Consider the following 18290-nt stretch of genomic DNA (forward strand, 5'->3'; position numbering starts at 1 on the left):
GGAACAGCTAACGACACGGCGACTCAAGATGTCACCGTGGTCATTACCGGCACCAACGACGTGCCAACCATTACTGTCGTGAAGGTTGACGGCGCCGTTACCGAAGATGCCTCCACACCGACATTGACAGATAGTGGTTCGGTTATCTTCGCCGAAATCGACGACACCGATGTGATCAGCTCGTCGGTTGCTCTCAGCAGCACGTCGACCACTGGCCCAGCGATCCCAGCCGATCTGGCAACAGCGCTCGCCAGTGCCGTCACGTTGACGCAGACCGGCACCAACGACGGTACGATCGTTTGGGATTTTGCAATAGCCAATAGTCTCACGCAGTACTTGGCGGACGGCGAAACGGTGACCGCCATTTACACGATCACAGTCAGCGACGATAGCGGAACCGCGAATGATACGGCAACACAAGAGGTGACCGTCGTCATCACTGGCACCAACGACGTCCCAACCATCACCGTGGTGAAGGTGACCGGAGCGGTCACTGAAGACGCTTCGACGCCAACATTGAGCGACAGCGGATCGATTACTTTCGCCGAAATCGACGAGACCGATGTCATCAGTTCCTCGGTTGCGCTTAGTAGCACATCTACCACCGGCCCAGCGATCCCAGCCGATCTGGCAACAGCGCTCGCCAGTGCCGTCACCTTAAATCAAACGGGCACCAACGACGGGACGATCGTCTGGGACTTTGCAATAGCCAATAGCCTCACGCAGTACTTGGCCGAAGGCGAAACGGTCACGGCTATTTACACGATCACAGTCAGCGACGATAGCGGAACAGCTAACGACACGGCGACTCAAAATGTCACCGTGGTCATTACCGGCACGAACGACGTGCCAACCATTACTGTCGTGAAGGTTGACGGCGCCGTTACCGAAGATGCCTCCACACCGACATTGACAGATAGTGGTTCGGTTACCTTCGCCGAAACCGACGAGACTGATGTCATCAGTTCCTCGGTCGCTTTAACCAGCACCTCAACCACCGGTCCGACGATTCCAGCCGACTTGGCGACAGCACTAGCCAGCGCCGTCACATTGACACAGACCGGAAACAACGACGGCACGATCGTTTGGGATTTTGCCCTGGCTAACAGCCTCACCCAGTACCTGGCTGACGGCGAAACGGTCACGGCTGTTTACACGATCACGGTTAGCGATGACAGCGGAACGGTGAATGACACGGCAACGCAAGAAGTCACCGTGGTCATCACGGGAACCAACGACGTCCCGACCATCACCGTCGTAAAGGTTGACGGCGCCGTCACGGAAGACGCCTCCACACCGACACTGACAGATAGCGGCTCTGTCACGTTCGCCGAAGTCGATGATACCGACGTGATCAGTTCCTCGGTTGCACTCAGTAGCACCTCCACCACTGGTCCTGCTATACCAACGGATCTGGCAACAGCGCTCACCAGTGCCGTCACGTTGACCCAAACGGGCACCAACGACGGCACGATCGTCTGGGATTTTGCCCTGGCTAACAGCCTCACCCAGTACCTGGCCGAAGGCGAAACGGTCACGGCTGTTTACACCATCACCGTCAGCGACGATAGCGGAACCGCTAACGACACGGCAACGCAAGAGGTGACCGTGGTGATCACCGGCACGAACGACGTGCCAACCATTACTGTGGTAAAGGTTGATGGGGCGGTCACCGAAGACGCTTCGACGCCAACGCTGACCGACAGCGGTTCGATTACTTTCGCCGAAATCGACGAAACCGATGTGATCAGCTCGTCGGTTGCTCTCAGCAGCACGTCGACCACTGGCCCAGCGATCCCGGCGGACTTGGCGACTGCACTCGCCAGTGCCGTCACCTTGACCCAAACCGGTACCAACGACGGGACGATCGTCTGGGACTTTGCAATAGCCAATAGCCTCACGCAGTACTTGGCCGATGGCGAAACCGTTACCGCCATCTACACGATCACCGTCAGCGACGACAGCGGAACGGCCAACGATACAGCAACGCAAGAGGTGACCGTGGTGATCACCGGCACGAACGACGTGCCAACCATCACCGTCGTGAAGGTGACCGGAGCGGTCACCGAAGACGCTTCCTCACCGACACTGACCGACAGTGGGGCGGTCACCTTCGCCGAAATCGACGAGACCGATGTCATCAGTTCCTCGGTAGCTTTAACCAGCACCTCAACCACCGGTCCGGCGATTCCAGCAGACTTGGCAACCGCACTCACCAGTGCCGTCACCTTGACGCAGACCGGTACCAACGACGGCACGATCGTTTGGGATTTTACCTTGGCCAATAGTCTCACGCAGTACCTAGCTGCTGGTGAAACCGTGACCGCCATTTACACGATCACGGTTAGCGATGACAGCGGGACGGCCAACGATACAGCAACGCAAGAGGTGACCGTGGTGATCACCGGCACGAACGACGTGCCAACCATCACCGTGGTGAAGGTGACAGGCGCCGTTACCGAAGATGCTTCCACACCGACACTCACAGATAGTGGTTCGGTTACCTTCGCGGAAGTCGACGAAACCGATGTCATCAGTTCGACGGTTGCTCTCAGCAGCACGTCGACCACTGGCCCAGCGATCCCGGCGGACTTAGCAACAGCGCTCACCAGTGCGGTCACCTTAACGCAAACCGGCACCAATGACGGCACGATCGTCTGGGATTTTGCACTGGCCAACAGCCTTACACAATACTTGGCCGATGGTGAAACGGTCACGGCTATCTACACGATCACGGTTAGCGATGATAGCGGAACGGCCAACGACACGGCAACTCAAAATGTCACCGTGGTTATCACGGGCACCAACGATGTGCCAACCATCACTGTGGTAAAGGTTGATGGGGCGGTCACCGAAGACGCTTCGACGCCAACGCTGACCGACAGCGGTTCGATTACTTTCGCCGAAATCGACGAAACCGATGTGATCAGCTCGTCGGTTGCTCTCAGCAGCACGTCGACCACTGGCCCAGCGATCCCGGCGGACTTGGCGACAGCGCTCACCAGTGCGGTCACCTTGACCCAAACCGGTACCAACGACGGGACGATCGTCTGGGACTTTGCAATAGCCAATAGCCTCACGCAGTACTTGGCCGAAGGCGAAACGGTCACGGCTATTTACACGATCACAGTCAGCGACGATAGCGGAACCGCTAACGACACGGCAACGCAAGAGTTGACCGTGGTGATCACCGGCACGAACGACGTCCCAACCATCACCGTGGTGAAGGTTGGCGGTGCAGTTATTGAAGATGCTTCGACCCCGACATTGACTGACAGCGGTTCAATCACCTTCGCCGAAGTGGACGAGACCGATGTGATCGGTTCGTCGGTAGCACTGGCTAGTACCTCCACCACCGGCCCAGCGATTCCTGTAGACTTGGCAACGGCACTAGCCAGTGCGGTCACGTTGACGCAGACCGGCACCAACGACGGCACCATTGTTTGGGACTTTGCTCTAGACAACAGCCTCACGCAGTACTTGGCCGATGGCGAAACGGTCACCGCTGTTTACACGATTACCGTGTCCGACGATAGCGGAACGGCCAACGATACGGCAACGCAAGAGGTCACCGTGGTGATCACTGGCACGAACGACGTCCCGACCATCACGGTGGTGAAGGTGACCGGAGCGGTCACCGAAGACGATTCGACACCGACACTGGCGGATAGCGGTTCGATTACCTTCGCAGAGGTCGATGACACCGATGTCATCAACTCGTCGGTAGCTCTCAGCAGTACCTCAACAACCGGCCCAGCGATCCCATCCGATCTGGCGACAGCACTCGCCAGTGCGGTCACCTTGACCCAAACCGGCACCAACGACGGCACGATCGTTTGGGATTTTGCCCTCGCCAATAGTCTCACGCAGTACTTGGCCGATGGCGAGACCGTAACGGCTGTTTACACCATCACTGTCAGCGACGATAGCGGAACCTCTAACGACACGGCAACGCAAGACGTCACCGTCGTCATCACCGGTACCAACGATGCTCCGCAGATCATCATTGAATATGATAATAGTGCGGGTGTGCTTTTAGGAGTGACGGGATCTAGCTTAGAAGCCGATGGGACGTTAACCGTCACCGATTTAGATCGGACCGATACAGTGACTGCGACGATTACCAACTTCAGTAAGTTTGGGCAAACGGTAGGGCTAACCCTTTCCGATGCCGAACTCGAAGCGTTTCTGTCGTTGGTCGATACGAACATTATTTCTAACACTCAGCAATCAGGCACGATCGAATGGAGGTTCGATTCCGACGGTTACACGTTCGGTTATCTTGGTGCGGGTCAGTCGCTTACGTTGACTTATACGATCACGGCCACCGACTCGCAGAATTTCTCGGCATTGCAAGATGTTACAATCGTTATCAATGGAGTGAACACGGCCCCAGGGATCACCGTCGAGATTGGGGATAGCGACAATGTAGCTCTCACCGAAACGAACTCTACCTTATCGAGCAGTGGCACCTTATCAGTTGTAGATATCAATACCACCGATACGGTCACCGCAGCAATAACGAGCGTTTTGGTATCGGGAACAACGACCGGTCTACAATCCAACGAAGCCGGCTTGCTCGCCATGCTATCCTTGGTCGAGACAAATATCATTGATGGAACAAGCGAGACCGGCCAGGTCGCTTGGGCTTTCAACTCAGGCAGCGAGGCATTTGATTATCTTGCTGTTGGAGAATCATTGGTTTTGACTTACACGATTACCGTGACTGACTCGGAAAACGACACCGGTACACAAAATGTCACGATCGTCATCAATGGCACCAATGACGCTCCTCAACTGACAGCGGGGTACCTGCATGTGGCGGAGAATTCTCCGATTAGTACAGTTGTTGGGCAATTAACAGGAACAGATTTAGATGCGTCGGACGTACTAACCTACAGCTTACTGAATAATGCAGGAGGTCGATTCGCCATCAACTCTGCGACGGGAGTGATTGTTGTCTCCAACGGCACTTTGCTAGACTACGAAACCAATACAAACCATGCTGTGTTGGCAAGAGTAACGGATAGTGCAGGGGCGTTTGCTGAATTGTGGTTGACGATCATCGTCGACGATGTCAATGAAGCTCCCGTCGCCAGAGATAATCGATACAGTACTAGTTTTATCGATGATCTCGTAGTCAGTGGTTCAGGCATTCTGGCGAATGATTTTGACCCTGATGGTGATCAGTTGACGGCTGTTCTTGTTTCGGGTCCGATTCGCGGAACCTTGCTCAGCTTTTCCCCGACGGGTTCCTTCCGATATCGACCTGAAGCAGGTTTCCAGGGCACTGTCGAACTCGCATATATGGTTACCGATGGCGAACTCTTTTCAAACGTGGCTACCGTTCGAATTGAAGTGGTAATGCCAGCGGTTGCCCAGCCATCGTCGAGCAGTAGCTCGTCCACCTCCAGTTCGAGTTCCAGCACTTCTAGCTCATCGGCTGCTTCAGGCCCAACTGGAAATCCATCGCAAAATATGGGATTCGTCGCTAAGCCAATCAGTCCGACAAATGTTCAAAATCAGAACACTGACAACGATTCCGACGATGCGGCTCGCGCTGCGGCTATGACGGAACGTTTACCAATCGCGATAGAACAAACTCAGGAATCACAATCGAGCGATCTCAAAGTCGGGTTTGCTCGTCAAACGGCATATGCGGCAACGCAATTCGGTACCTTTACATCTAACGCCGTCCGTTTTGAGTACTTTGTTGGCGACAAGGGGCGAGACTTTGTCGAATCGGACTCTTTGGAGATTCGTGACGAAAGACGAAGGTCTTTTGATGACAGGGAAAAGTCAAATGTGCAATTCGCCATGGATTCACTCGTTGTAAAAACCGTCGTGGGGTCAGGGGTTATGCTGATGGTTATGCAGGGGGCACAATTGGCCGCAACGCTCATGGCCGTGAATCCTACTCTGTTGCAATTTGACCCGATGACGGTCATGGCAGGCTCCAGACGCGGGGAACGAGAGGTACTCAGCAAGGGTGAAAAGCTGTTCGACAAATAAGCCTCAGCTAAGAACAGATCAGTCTATACTCACGTCATAGCGTACCGAGTCGATCTATCGCCTCATCCGCCCAGGGGCTTTGCGGAGCCAGTTGCAAGAAACGAAGCCAGTGAGGTGCTGCTCGATCCATTTCCCCTACTTCGTCCAAGCACCGCGCGAGATGATAATGCAAATCAGGATACCGATCGTCACGCGACAAAGCGCCCTCGAAAGCCGCGATGGCTAAATCAACTCGGCCGGTTTCGGCCAACACGCAGCCAAGGTTCGCCCGAGCCTCGATAAACTCTTCATCGAGTTCTATTACGTTGTAGTACCGTTCCCTAGCTGCGGTTACGTCTCCAGTACGATAGAGCAACTCGGCCAACTGGAAACAAATCTCCGGGTGGCTGCCGTACCGAGCTAGTATGACGCGATACCACTCGATCGACTCCTCGAGTTGACCGGAGTCTTCTAATTCCTCGGCGGTACGAAGCAGATCGTCCCGAGTCCAATTGCTTAAATCGACCGGTGGCGGGCCAGATTCCCCCGCGACCTCTTTCTCAGGCAACGAGTCTGGCTGAGCAGCCAATACAATTGGCAGGGAATCATCGGAAACGGGAATCGTGTCGTCGGAATCAAAATCCAGATGCAACTGACCATGAGCCCCGAGCAACTTGCCCCCCTGTCGAAGCAGAAGCCGTCTTCCATCGACGACTAAATCAAGATCAAGTAGGGATCGCTTCTCCACCCAAGGCTTAAAGTGAGAAAGCTGCTTGACAATGTCGGCTGGACGGGCACCTCGCGAAATCCAAGCCGTTATTTGCCGTGCATTTTGAATTTGCTCAAAATCGAAATATGGAAGCCTGCGAACAACCCGCGAACTTTGTAAGAGCCCCATTCGGTGCCAGCGTCGTATATTGCGAACCGGCGTCGAAAGAATCTCGGCCATCATGGCGGGAGTGTATTGTTGCCGCGTAGCTTGATCCGCTACTCCTAGTCGATGCAACAGTTCGTGCTCATGTATGACAACGGTTTTGCCATCGCGCAACCGCCTTCGAATCGTGTTGTCTAAAAACTTAGATATGTCCTCGCTAGGTAGCTCATCTGCTCCGATTACAATACAATCGATATCATCTGTGATTTTGTCCGAGGGTTCCGCGCCATATTCACGAAGCAACTGAAATGCTTCCTTACGCGAAAATGCCCCGAGCTTGCCGAGCAAGGCGACTCGTTTCTTCTCCAAAAACGTTCTATCCGTATCAGATTGGTCTACCATAGTTCTCCCGCCAAGACTCCGATCCTTAGAGCCGAAAATCCCAGGCTTGCATGTTCTCAAGTAACGGATGCTTGGTCATGTCGAATTGCAAAGGAGTGATCGTGACGTAACCAGCGGCCAGACTCGTTAAGTCGGTCTCGTGGGCTGAGGGACGTGGCGGTGGGTCGTTAGTAGACCAATAGTAGTTTCTGCCCTTGGGGTCTTGTCTTTTGATGTAGTGATCGCCGTATCGCTCGACTCCCATCGGCACACAGCGAACCTCTGGCATAACCCCTTGACGAAACTGGGCAGTTGCTGCCGTTGGTATGTTGATATTGAATAGGTTTTGTTCACCTTGCTGATTCGCAAGAATTTGTCGAATCAAATTCAACGCAATTCTAGCCGCTGCCTCAAAGTCAGCATGTGGATCCTCCTCCAGCGATACCGCGATGCTCGGGATGCGAAAAAACGCTCCCTCAATGGCGGCGGCCACCGTTCCGGAATACAGGACATTAATTCCCGCGTTAAGTCCACTATTGATTCCACTCACGATCAAATCGACAGGCCCCTGAGCCAATTCACTGACCCCAAGCTTGACGCAATCGGCCGGGGCACCGTCCACGGCCCAACCGCAGAACGCATCTCCCTCAAAAATCACTTTGCAGGTCAACGGAGTAAGGTAAGTGATGGAATGCCCTACACCACTCTGCTCCGTTGCAGGAGCGACCATGAGAACGTCCCCCAACTCTTCGAGTTCCTTTCGCAGACATCTGAGGCCAGGCGCATAAACGCCATCGTCGTTTGCTAAAAGTATCTTCAAAGTGTTTTGCTCCGAGTGCGAACTGTTGAAAGCGGGCCCCAAAAAGGTGCGCCAACTGACCAAATAGCAGTGTGTAGCAGGTCACGGATTTGGGCAATGGCTTTTCTCTGGCGAGATTGCAAGCAAGACCTAAAATCTGAGAAAATGTAGAACTGCAATACATAAAGCCCACTTTTCGTAGAATGCTCCCCTCGAGATTATTCGGAAAAACGGTTCGACCCATTCATGTCATATACGAGTGGCATCGCTACGCGGAGTATCGAAAGGCAAACATGCAGTCTAGCATCTTCGATTCGCTCGATTCGCTGCATCCTGTGCCGAATAGGAACTTGTTGACAACAGAAAACCATCCTTAATGGGACGTTTCTCGCTAGAATGGGGTGCCCAATATTTTTTCTCTCCCGACCAATCCTTTGCCCACTAGTTTTTGACGACTCCAAATGAACCAATCGACTTCCCAGCCCATACTAGATCTCGCTTTGCACCATCGGTTGGTTGCGATTCTTCGATTGTCAGACCTGACCCACGCCGTCCCACTGGTCGAGGCTCTGCTAGCTGGCGGCGTACGGTTGATTGAATTCACGCTGACCAATCCGGACGCGGCTCGTGCGGTAGCTCAGTGTCGGTCCGAACTAGAGTCGTTCTCCTCCGGGAGTGCTGCGATCGGACTCGGGTCAATACGGACCGTCGACGAAGCGAATCTGGCCATTGATTCTGGCTCGCAATTTGTTGTTACCCCAATTTTCTCACCCAGTGTCATAAGCCTATGCAAGTCACAACGGACCATGATATGCAGTGGTGCGTTCTCGCCAACAGAAATCTACGACGCCTACTCCGAAGGGAGTGACATCGTCAAGGTGTTCCCCGCACGTGCATTAGGACCGGCCTACATCAAAGATGTCTTGGCCCCCATGCCCTTTCTGAGGCTCATGCCGACCGGTGGTATCGATCTGAACAATGTCGATGCTTACTTTGCAGCAGGTGCTGTAGCCGTCGGAGTCGGAGGCCAATTTCTGGATCCCAAGGCGATCGAGAAAAAGGATTGGGCACTCATCGCGGCTAATGCTCGTGCATTCGTTGCGGCTTGTACAGTTAAGGGGGAATGCGATCGCTAATTCTTCATCGTTAGTTCATACAACAACGCAACCTGGATAGTCGACTTTTTGCTATCATGTAATCTCGAATATTATACCTCCTCAACGAAAGCGACCATCGACATGTTCACCCGTCGAAACTTCATCCAGAATATGATCGCACTCGCGGGCTCGAACGTCGTGCTGGGGAATCTTGTTGGGTCGATCCAACGTGCAGTGGCCATTGAACCGGAACGAGATTCCTCTTTCCTCGATGCACAGCACATCGTCGTACTGATGCAGGAAAATCGCTCTTTCGATCATGCTTTCGGTGCCATGCGAGGAGTGCGTGGATTCCATGACCCTCGCGCGATCCCTCTCGAAAACGGAAATCCCGTATGGATCCAAACGAACAAAGATGGCAAGAGCTACGTCCCGTTCCGGCTCGATATGAAACAAACCAAGTCGACATGGATGGGATGTCTGCCTCACAGCTGGACCGATCAAGTGGACGCGGCAAACGGAGGCAAGCATGATCGCTGGCTGGATGCCAAGGCTATCAAGGGCCAATATGCCGGAGTGCCCCTAACGATGGGCTACCATAATCGTGAAGATCTTCCGTTCTACTACACTCTCTCGGATGCCTTTACCGTATGCGACCAAAACTTCTGCTCCACGCTAACCGGCACCACCCCGAATCGACTCCATCTTTGGACCGGAACTGCTCGCCGAGCCCAAGACGCTGCGGCGCAAGTTGTTGTTCGCAATGAAGACTGCAACTATTCCAATTTGGCTGATTGGAAAACGTTTCCAGAACGTCTCGAGGAACACGGCATCTCCTGGAAGATTTATCAAAACGAATTGAGTGTATCCACTGGGTTAGAAGATGAAGCCGAATCGTGGCTCGCAAACTTTACTGATAACCCTCTGGAATGGTTCAAGCAGTATGACGTTTTCTCGCATGATGCCCATCGCCGCTTCCGAGGGCAACCAGTAGGAACCAAGCCAACTGAAAGCAATCCGCTTCATGACAAGGCTTTCTGCACGAATCGGAACGACTCCGCGTATCGACAGCTCGAGGAGTTGACCTACGAACACGAGGGTGTGACGAAACGAATGCAGATTCCCAAAGGGGATATACTGCACCAGTTCCGTACCGATGTTGCAAAGGGGGAACTGCCTAGAATTTCATGGCTTATCCCCCCCGAGCGATATTCCGACCATCCATGTTCTGCTTGGTATGGCCAATGGTATCTGTCCGAGGTTATGAACATCTTGACCGCCAATCCCGAGGTGTGGCGGAAAACGATTTTCATCCTCACCTACGATGAGAACGACGGCTTCTTTGACCATGTTCCTCCGTTTCAAGCGCCTCATGCCGGGACTGGCAAGGCATCTTCTGGCCTCGATTGTTCGCTGGATTATCTGGATGCCGAGCACGACAAACAGTTCAAGCCTAAGGCAGCTCTGCGCAGCAATGCGATTGGTCTCGGCTTTCGAGTCCCGATGGTTATTGCGTCACCATGGAGCCGGGGCGGGGCGGTTTGCTCCCAGGTCTTCGATCATACATCTGTGATCCAACTAATGGAGACGATCCTTACGCACCAAACGGGCAAGCGGATCAGTGAAACCAACATCTCACCGTGGCGACGTGCTATCTGCGGTGATTTAAGTTCGGTTTTTGGCGCAGCGGGCAATCAGTTACAGCGAATTATAAGTGAGGAACCGTCACATGCCGATGATCGACCAATGCCCTTTGTCGATCGCGATGCTTACTTGTCGGACATTCACCGTGCGCAATATAAAGATTTGCCGACTACGTTCGAACCGCTGGACGACAGCCAGATTGGTCGAATCGTTCAAGAACGCAGAAAAATGGGGTTGCCGATGCAGGAACCTGGCTTGCGACCGGCTTGCCCGCTTCCGTACGAACTTGTTTGTGAGGGGGGGATCAACGAAAATCGAACAGCATTCGAAATCACCATCGAAGCCAAAAAAGATCGCTTTGGAGACCGCTCCGCTGGTGCCCCCTTTATCCTCTATGCGGACACGAAAAACGGGATGATCGTCAAGCACTACGCGGTCCAAGCCGGCGGTAAAGTGGACGATTCTCTCGCATTGAACTTGTTCGAAAACGAGATGTACTCAGTTCGTCTCTATGGGCCCAACGGATTTTATCGCCAATGGTCGGGCAGTCAGAGTGACCCGACACTTTCAACTTCTCTCAAGGAGATGTGTCGTCGGGAAAAGCCTCAAGATTGCGAAGTCGCTGTACAGATCAAAAACGCATCTTCAGAAAACCCAATCAAACTACGCGTGGTCGACAATGCTTACGGTTCGCCTGATCAAAAAGGGACTGTGGCACCTGGCGAGACCATAGACTTTGCAATCGATGTCGCCGCGAGCAGCCAGTGGTACGATTTCGCGGTTTCGATCCCAGCTCACCCTCACTTCCAGCGTGTCTACGCCGGACACGTTGAGAGCGGAGCGTGGACTACGAGCGATCCGCAAATGGCGTAACTACGGATTCGCGAACATCTCACGAAACTTGGCTAATCTTTTGGGAACGCGATCGGTTGACCGTCCACTCCGATCTCTTTCTCCCATCGGCTAATGACTAAACATGCAACTCCATTGCCGATAAAGTTGGTCAGAGCTCGGCATTCACTCATGAACCGATCGATTCCTAGCAACAAGAAGGCGGCTGCGGCAGGGATTTGAGGGAATACCTGAAGCGTCGCGATGAGGGTCACGAACCCAGCGCCGGTTACGCCGCTGGCTCCCTTTGACGTCAGCATTGCGACCGCCAGCAACCAGATTTGCTGCGACCATGTCAAATCCACGCCGGTCGCTTGTGCGACGAACAAGGCGGCCATGGCCATGTAGATGTTGGTTCCGTCAAGATTGAAGCTGTATCCGGTTGGCACCACCAATCCGACCGTGGATCTCGAGCAGCCTGCTCGTTCCAGTTTCTTCATCAAACCGGGCAATGCGGTTTCTGAAGAGCTAGTGCCTAGTACCAAAAGGATTTCCTCTTTGATGAAAATCAGAAATTGGAGAAGCGAAAAACCGCACCACTTGGAAATGGCTCCTAGAACAATGGCAATGAACAGAAACGCGGTGAAGTAAAAGAGCAGCATAAAGCGTATCAGCTTCAGTAACCCTTCCCCTTGAAACTCGGCAACCGTAAACGCCATGGCACCGAATGCTCCGATGGGCGCGAAGCGAACGAGTATTTTGAGGATGCCAAAGAACACTTCGGATGCGGTGTCGATCCAACTCAATACAGCGTGCCGCCGTTCGCCAAGCCCCAGAATGGCAATCGATGTCAGCAGAGATACCAGCAAGATTTGGAGGAGATCTCCCGTAACAAATGGGCTGACAATTGTTCTGGGGATGAGATGAAGAAAAAAATCGGCGGTTGAAAGCTGCCCTGCGGCGGCCGCCGTCTGTTCCATACGAGATGCAGAGGAGACGAGAAACTCGGAGATCTGCTCCGGCGTGGCAAAGTTGATGCCCGGTTTGGTTAGATTGACCACCAACAAACCAATGATCAATGCTAAGGTTGAAACGACTTCAAAATAGATCAGGACCTTTAGTCCCAGTCTTCCTACTTGTCTCAGATTGCCGACCGACGCTATGCCGTGAACGATAGTGCAAAAAATGATCGGGCCGATCATCATCTTGATCAAATTAACGAACGCCTCACCAAGAGGTTTGAGCCCCTTGGCAAAATCGCTAAACAGACATCCTACGAGCCCTCCCAGAACCACTCCCAGTATAGTCTGAACGTACAGCTGCGACAAAGAACGCTTTAAAAGAGAGTTATTCCTACGGGGCTCCGCTTGGAGGAGGTTAATCTCTTGATTTGATTTTCGTTTTGGTCTTGGTTTCTCGGCAGCCATCAATGGATTCCTGAGGAGAGAAGCTCGCCTCAGAAGTATATCAAGCTAGCCGCAGCATGAGAGCTCAGCAGCTGAGAGGAATCGCTATCGCCTTAATTCCACTCGCAGGAATAACTCTGAAGGTCAACGCCAGTAGTCTCTGCCAGAATCTGGTTCGTAATCGTTCGCATCGCCTTGACCCACATCATTGATTCGTCGTCAAATACGATTTCGGGGACTGCGGGGAGAACATGCCAGATTCCGTCCAAAACTTGCTGCTCTAGCTGGAGTGGTCCCCAAAGCGAGTTTCCTGCAAAAATTCGGAGCCGGTTTGTGTCGGCCTCCGTGAGTTGCTTCAAGTGAGGAAGCTCCGCCGACAGGTAGACACCAAGCTTGTTACCTCCCTCAGCGAATTCCTCAACATCGTGCACAGCCAGGATGGGACCACTTTCTGGACCACCGAAATGCAACGGTTCCTTGGCTTTCTCTGCCGTAAGGCTGGGCATCGATTGAGCAAAAACAGAAGCCAAGTTAACCGCTAGTGGTTTGTTCAGGACAATCCCAACGGCGCGTTCGAGAGAGTGCTCAAGAATCAAACAAACAGATCTCTCGTATAGCTGGTTACTCTGTCCAGGAGCGGCGACCAACAGGTAGCCGGCGAGCGAAACAGGTGATGTTCCTGCAGTATCAACGGATGAAGGACTACGGTTCATGGTTCCACCCCAAAATTCAAAAGAGTAGTGCCATTATGGCAAAAAACCAACACTCGAAAACTCATAGCGATGCAAACGCAGTGCCAAGCCGAGGGCTCTGCCCCCTGCCGGCAGCAATCTAGACTGATCCCGGGCATTTTCTGCCACGTAACAGTTTTCGATTCCAAGCCTTTCCGGTACTTTACGAGCTTGACTAGCGGGCACCCAGTCATAATCGGCTGCCCGAGCAGGCTGTGGGGTAACGAAACGCCGATAATGGGTGCTTAAGGGGTGCAGGATGAAAGATTTGCGACGAAATTATGAATTTGGATCGTTGATAAGGGAGCAGTTACCTACTGACCCGATGGAGCTGTTCCGCGTTTGGTGGGCGGAGGTAGAAAAAGCCACTCTGCCCGAATGGTACGAGATTAACGCTATGACTCTGTCGACCTTGGCTGAGCGGGGCGATAGCGACTCAGGCGGTGAAATCGGAGTTTCATCGCGAGTCGTATTGCTAAAGGGTTTGGATGAGGGGTTTTGTTTCTTCACCAATTACGACTCGGAGAAAGGCCAGCAATTGGCAAAGCACTGCATGGCTGCGATTCACTTTTTTTGGCCCTTTTTCGAGAGGCAGGTCCGTGTGGAAGGTGTCGTCAGCAAGACATCGGCAGAGCAATCGGATCAATATTTTGGTTCGCGACCAAGAAGCAGCCAGTTAGGGGCGATTTGTTCACCGCAATCCAAGATCATACCGGACGATCACGACCTGGTGGAAAAGGTGGCAGAGCTAGACGCACGGTTTGGCAGCAACTCGATCTCTCGCCCAGCTCACTGGGGCGGCTACAGGCTAATCCCGTTGAGGATCGAGTTTTGGCAAGGTCGTCCGTCCCGCCTGCACGATCGTTTTCGTTACAAGCGTTCTAACCTACAAGAAACCGTCTGGCAGTTGGAGCGACTGGCCCCCTAGAACTGGCGCAGCGAGCCCCGCCGATGCAGCAAGCATGAAAAATCCGAGGCGATGCGTTTTCGGATTGGCAGGAGTGAAAAAGGTTTCTATACTCTCATCCCACGCAAAAGCACCCGTAGCTCAATTGGATAGAGCATCGGTCTACGGAACCGAAGGTTACACGTTCGAGCCGTGTCGGGTGTATTTGTTGGTTTTACCAATGTTTTTCCTAGTCGGACGCGTTTTTGCGTACCGGTCAAAACGACCGAGGGACCCTTCAAAGTTGAAGTTCATACCGGAAAACTGTCCTAACAAGGCAGTACACCGGAATGGGCGAAATCAAGAGGAGTCGCTCAAATGGCTAGACCAAGGTCACTCGTTCCCGCTTTGCGATACCACATCAGCGGGCAGTCTGTTTGTGAGATTAACGGCACCACATACTACCTAGGTGCTGCTGACAGTCCCGAAAGCATCGCACGCTATGCGGTTCTCATTCGCGGTGCCGCAGCAAGTGCCAGCCAACTCCCCGGCATAATTCTTAAAAGTGAATAGTAGCTGGTTATCCAACCATGATCTGTAGTTAGTCAATCCGAGCCTCCGTTTTCCGAGCCGAATTTCGACAGTTCCCAAGCGTGGGGCATTTCTACAAAATGGGCAAGTGGCTACACCGCCTCTGCACAAAAATCATCCCATCCCACTAAGCTTGTTGCTGCCGGTTTTTAGATCAAAGCCCGGCAAAGGATTCGTGAGGTCTGGGTCGATTACGCGGAGCGGACTAGCCACTTTCGCAGCCCCCAGCGAGCGATGCCTGCGAACAGTGCGAGCATACAGATGCCAAGCAACCCAATTAGAAAGTTGGTTGGACCTATCACACGGGCCAGGAGGTCGCTGGAGAAAAGAACTAATAGGGAACCGGACAGGGTGCCGGCCATGGACGAAAGGAATATGCTTGGCCGCTCCAACCCTAAGAGCCTGCCTAGGACACCTCCTGACAGCCCACCTGCGAATGGCATCGCCACCAATAATCCGATCCCGATATATGTCAGCTTGCGCAATCGTGGGTATCGGTACAGCAGCTTGGTCGTAGCCGTGACCAATCGATCAAAAAGCCAGCCCAATAGAGGGAGACGGAGGATTACATCTAAATGATATACAACCAACAGTGTAGTGCAAAAGTCAATGTATATGACCATCGCGAAGAGTTCATTCGGTGAATAAAAATCAATGGTCTCGCTGGCCGACTCTAAATGCCCCGCTGTGATGATCGCCTTGCCCGCAACGAATACGATGATGAAGCAGGTTGCAAAGAAATGGGTAGCTCCCCCGAGGCCTCCTCGCAGCAATAGGGTGACGATGACTCCAAAGGTCATAAGCAACGGCACAACCAGTGATAACCACCATGCGATGGGATGTTCGCGGCGGTAGTTTTCATCCGAATGCCACGCGGGTGATGCCTCTGTCACGTTAACGACTTCACCTGAGGCTGCTGTTGTGTTGCACAATGGAAAGCCCCGAGCCCCCAAATGAATGAGGCCGCATCAATGGGTACAATTTGGTGATTCGGAAAAAGCTCGGCGAGTTTGGCTGTGGCAGCATCATCCGTTTCTCGATACCCGAACGTTGGAACGATGACGATCCCGTTTGCGATATAGAAATTGCAGTAGCTTTCGGGAACCCGTTTTCCTTGTATGTAGCGGGGCGGGGGAGTGACCAGGGGAATGATCTCAAGCTGGCGGCCTCGCGCGTCGACGCATCCTTTTAGCACCTCGAATTGCTTGGCGAGTTTAGGGGCATTGCTGTCGTCAAGGCTATAAGAAACAGCGGCGACCACGACTCCGGGGCGCACAAACCGTACCAGTTGATCGATATGGCTATCGGTGTCATCCCCCGCCAGCTCACCACCATCGATCCATAGGACCTGTTCGATACCCAGAAGCCGTTTCAATTCCGATTCGATTTGCGATTCATTCCAATTCGGATTGCGGGAATACGCTTTTAAGCAAGAACTCGTCGTAAGCAACGTCCCTTGTCCATCCGTTTCTAGCCCACCTCCTTCAGCGACCAGGTCTGAACAAAAGACTTCACCGATGTTACCAGAGTCTTGGAGTTGTTTTACGATCCGGCTTGCGGCTGCGGCATCGTCATCGTGTGGATGGTATTTGTTTCCCCAAGCGTTGAAACGCCAAAGGACAGCTCCCAAGCTAGCCTGGTCGTCGCTTAAGAGAAACGTCGGGCCATAGTCGCGAATCCAGCAATCGTTGGTCGGGATTCGATGCACTGTCACATTCGAGACTTGATCTAGTTGTTTTTGAGCAGCGTCATACGCAAGGTCCGGTCCACCCAGGACGTGAACTGTTTCCACCTCGGCAAGCGTGCGGATGACCCGTTCTGTGACAGGTGGGATAGCTTCAAAAAGCCCTGGCCAAGTTTCCTGATTATGAGGCCAGGAGATCCAGGTCGCTTCGTGCGGTTCCCATTCGGCCACCCAGCGGTATCCATTCCCGCTTGATGGAGATGCTGCGGCGGGGGCTACGTTAGCGTCGAGATTGTGGGAGTCTTGGTTCACTCGTCGATCCATCTCTTGGTAAGGTCGTGATAAGCATCAATGCGGCGATCTCTTAGGAACGGCCAGTGTGTACGCTGCGTATCGATACTGTTTAAATCGCAATTCACGATGACCATTTCCTCGTCGTCGTGAGAAGCCCGGTGCAGGAGGTTACCGGCAGGATCAAAGGCAAACGAAGCCCCCCAGAATTGCAATTCCCCTTCGAGACCGACGCGATTTGCTGCCCCTACGTAAACGCCGTTTGCGATCGCGTGAGATCGCATCATGGTTTCCCAAGCTTCATGCTGGCTTTTACCAAACTCGGCTTTATCGGCCGGTAGCCAGCCGATGGCTGTAGGATATAAGAGAATCTCTGCACCTCGGAGTGCAAACAGTCGAGCTGCCTCCGGATACCATTGGTCCCAGCACACACCGACCCCGATTTTTCCGATAGAGGTTTTTGCGATGGTAAAGCCAGTATCACCGGGAGCGAAGTAAAATTTTTCGTAGTACAGGGGATCGTCGGGAATGTGCATCTTTCGGTAGAAACCGGCCAGTGAACCGTCGCGATCATAGACGACAGCCGTGTTATGATAGAGACCTTGTGCGCGGCGTTCGAAGATAGAGCCCGTTACCACAACTCCGAATTTTTTTGCAGCCTCGCTCATCGCGATACTGGTCGGACCGGGGATTTCTTCTGCCCACTCGAAACGTTGGTGATCTTCGCTTTGGCACGGATAGTGAGCATTGAAGAGTTCTTGCAAGCAGACAAGGTTGGCCCCCGAATGGGCTGCCTTTTCGACTTGGGTGATGGCTTTCTCAATATTTTCGCTTTGATTGTTGGTGCAGGACATCTGAACCAAAGCTAGTCGCACGATGCGTGACTTGCTCTTCATTACAACTCCGTATTACAACTCTGTAAACCTGAAATCTCCCTATGGTAACTCACACCGAGTGCGGCGTGGTATGATAACATAACTCGGCGAGGGGAGAATGTCGCGCAGGCACGAAATGCGATAGATGATCCATTCGACGCATCCCATATCGCGGTAACCTTTACGTACAACGATTTATAGGAGTACAA

The 18290-nt window shown here is 53.1% G+C and carries 12 protein-coding genes and 1 tRNA gene; 6 read left to right on the forward strand and 7 right to left on the reverse strand.

What is annotated here, in order from left to right:
• The first annotated feature begins 36 nt into the window (after nt 1-36).
• Complete coding sequence (locus SH449x_RS25105) at nt 37-6012, forward strand: VCBS domain-containing protein (RefSeq protein ID WP_482378823.1); 5976 nt, start codon at nt 37-39, stop codon at nt 6010-6012.
• A gap of 34 nt (nt 6013-6046) precedes the next feature.
• Here SH449x_RS25105 and SH449x_RS25110 read toward each other — a convergent pair whose 3' ends face one another.
• Together SH449x_RS25110 and surE are read right to left on the reverse strand one after the other, a co-directional pair.
• Nucleotides 6047-7267: a tetratricopeptide repeat protein gene (locus SH449x_RS25110; protein WP_482378824.1), complete on the reverse strand. Its 1221-nt coding sequence runs from the start codon at nt 7265-7267 to the stop codon at nt 6047-6049.
• Between the two features lie 25 nt (nt 7268-7292).
• Nucleotides 7293-8066, reverse strand: a complete 774-nt coding sequence (surE, locus tag SH449x_RS25115; RefSeq protein WP_482378825.1) for a 5'/3'-nucleotidase SurE — start codon at nt 8064-8066, stop codon at nt 7293-7295.
• Between the two features lie 440 nt (nt 8067-8506).
• Here surE and SH449x_RS25120 point away from each other — a divergent pair, with 440 nt between their 5' ends.
• Both SH449x_RS25120 and SH449x_RS25125 read left to right on the forward strand, forming a co-directional pair.
• A complete protein-coding gene (locus SH449x_RS25120) occupies nt 8507-9181 on the forward strand; it encodes a bifunctional 4-hydroxy-2-oxoglutarate aldolase/2-dehydro-3-deoxy-phosphogluconate aldolase (protein WP_482378826.1) in 675 nt (224 codons plus the stop codon).
• A 102-nt stretch (nt 9182-9283) separates the two neighbouring features.
• A complete protein-coding gene (locus SH449x_RS25125) occupies nt 9284-11659 on the forward strand; it encodes a phosphocholine-specific phospholipase C (RefSeq protein ID WP_482378827.1) in 2376 nt (791 codons plus the stop codon).
• Between the two features lie 32 nt (nt 11660-11691).
• Here the strand turns inward: SH449x_RS25125 and dctA are convergent, their stop codons facing one another.
• On the reverse strand, nt 11692-13044 hold the full coding sequence (gene dctA, locus SH449x_RS25130; RefSeq protein ID WP_482378828.1) for a C4-dicarboxylate transporter DctA: 1353 nt from the start codon (nt 13042-13044) through the stop codon (nt 11692-11694).
• 92 nt (nt 13045-13136) lie between these two features.
• A complete protein-coding gene (locus SH449x_RS25135; protein WP_482378829.1) occupies nt 13137-13736 on the reverse strand; it encodes a YqgE/AlgH family protein in 600 nt (199 codons plus the stop codon).
• 277 nt (nt 13737-14013) lie between these two features.
• On the opposite strand from SH449x_RS25135, the gene pdxH reads away from it, so the two are divergent.
• From pdxH to SH449x_RS25150, 3 genes are all read left to right on the forward strand, one after another.
• On the forward strand, nt 14014-14682 hold the full coding sequence (gene pdxH, locus SH449x_RS25140; protein ID WP_482378830.1) for a pyridoxamine 5'-phosphate oxidase: 669 nt from the start codon (nt 14014-14016) through the stop codon (nt 14680-14682).
• 109 nt (nt 14683-14791) lie between these two features.
• A tRNA-Arg gene (locus SH449x_RS25145) sits at nt 14792-14865 on the forward strand.
• A gap of 153 nt (nt 14866-15018) precedes the next feature.
• Nucleotides 15019-15213 (forward strand): hypothetical protein, encoded by a 195-nt coding sequence (locus SH449x_RS25150; RefSeq protein ID WP_482378831.1) that lies wholly within the window; start codon nt 15019-15021, stop codon nt 15211-15213.
• Between the two features lie 209 nt (nt 15214-15422).
• Here SH449x_RS25150 and SH449x_RS25155 read toward each other — a convergent pair whose 3' ends face one another.
• Genes SH449x_RS25155 through SH449x_RS25165 form a run of 3 tightly spaced genes read right to left on the reverse strand, consistent with a single transcriptional unit; the run spans nt 15423 to nt 18102 of the window.
• Nucleotides 15423-16124 (reverse strand): hypothetical protein, encoded by a 702-nt coding sequence (locus tag SH449x_RS25155; protein ID WP_482378832.1) that lies wholly within the window; start codon nt 16122-16124, stop codon nt 15423-15425.
• Complete coding sequence (locus SH449x_RS25160) at nt 16121-17227, reverse strand: agmatine deiminase family protein (RefSeq protein ID WP_482378833.1); 1107 nt, start codon at nt 17225-17227, stop codon at nt 16121-16123. The genes SH449x_RS25155 and SH449x_RS25160 overlap by 4 nt, the downstream gene beginning before the upstream one ends.
• A complete protein-coding gene (locus SH449x_RS25165; RefSeq protein WP_482378834.1) occupies nt 17224-18102 on the reverse strand; it encodes a carbon-nitrogen hydrolase in 879 nt (292 codons plus the stop codon). The genes SH449x_RS25160 and SH449x_RS25165 overlap by 4 nt, the downstream gene beginning before the upstream one ends.
• Nucleotides 18103-18290: the final 188 nt, after the last annotated feature.

It is taken from the genome of Brakhagea baltica, assembly GCF_052161605.1.
Lineage (GTDB): Bacteria > Planctomycetota > Planctomycetia > Pirellulales > Pirellulaceae > JBKCUI01.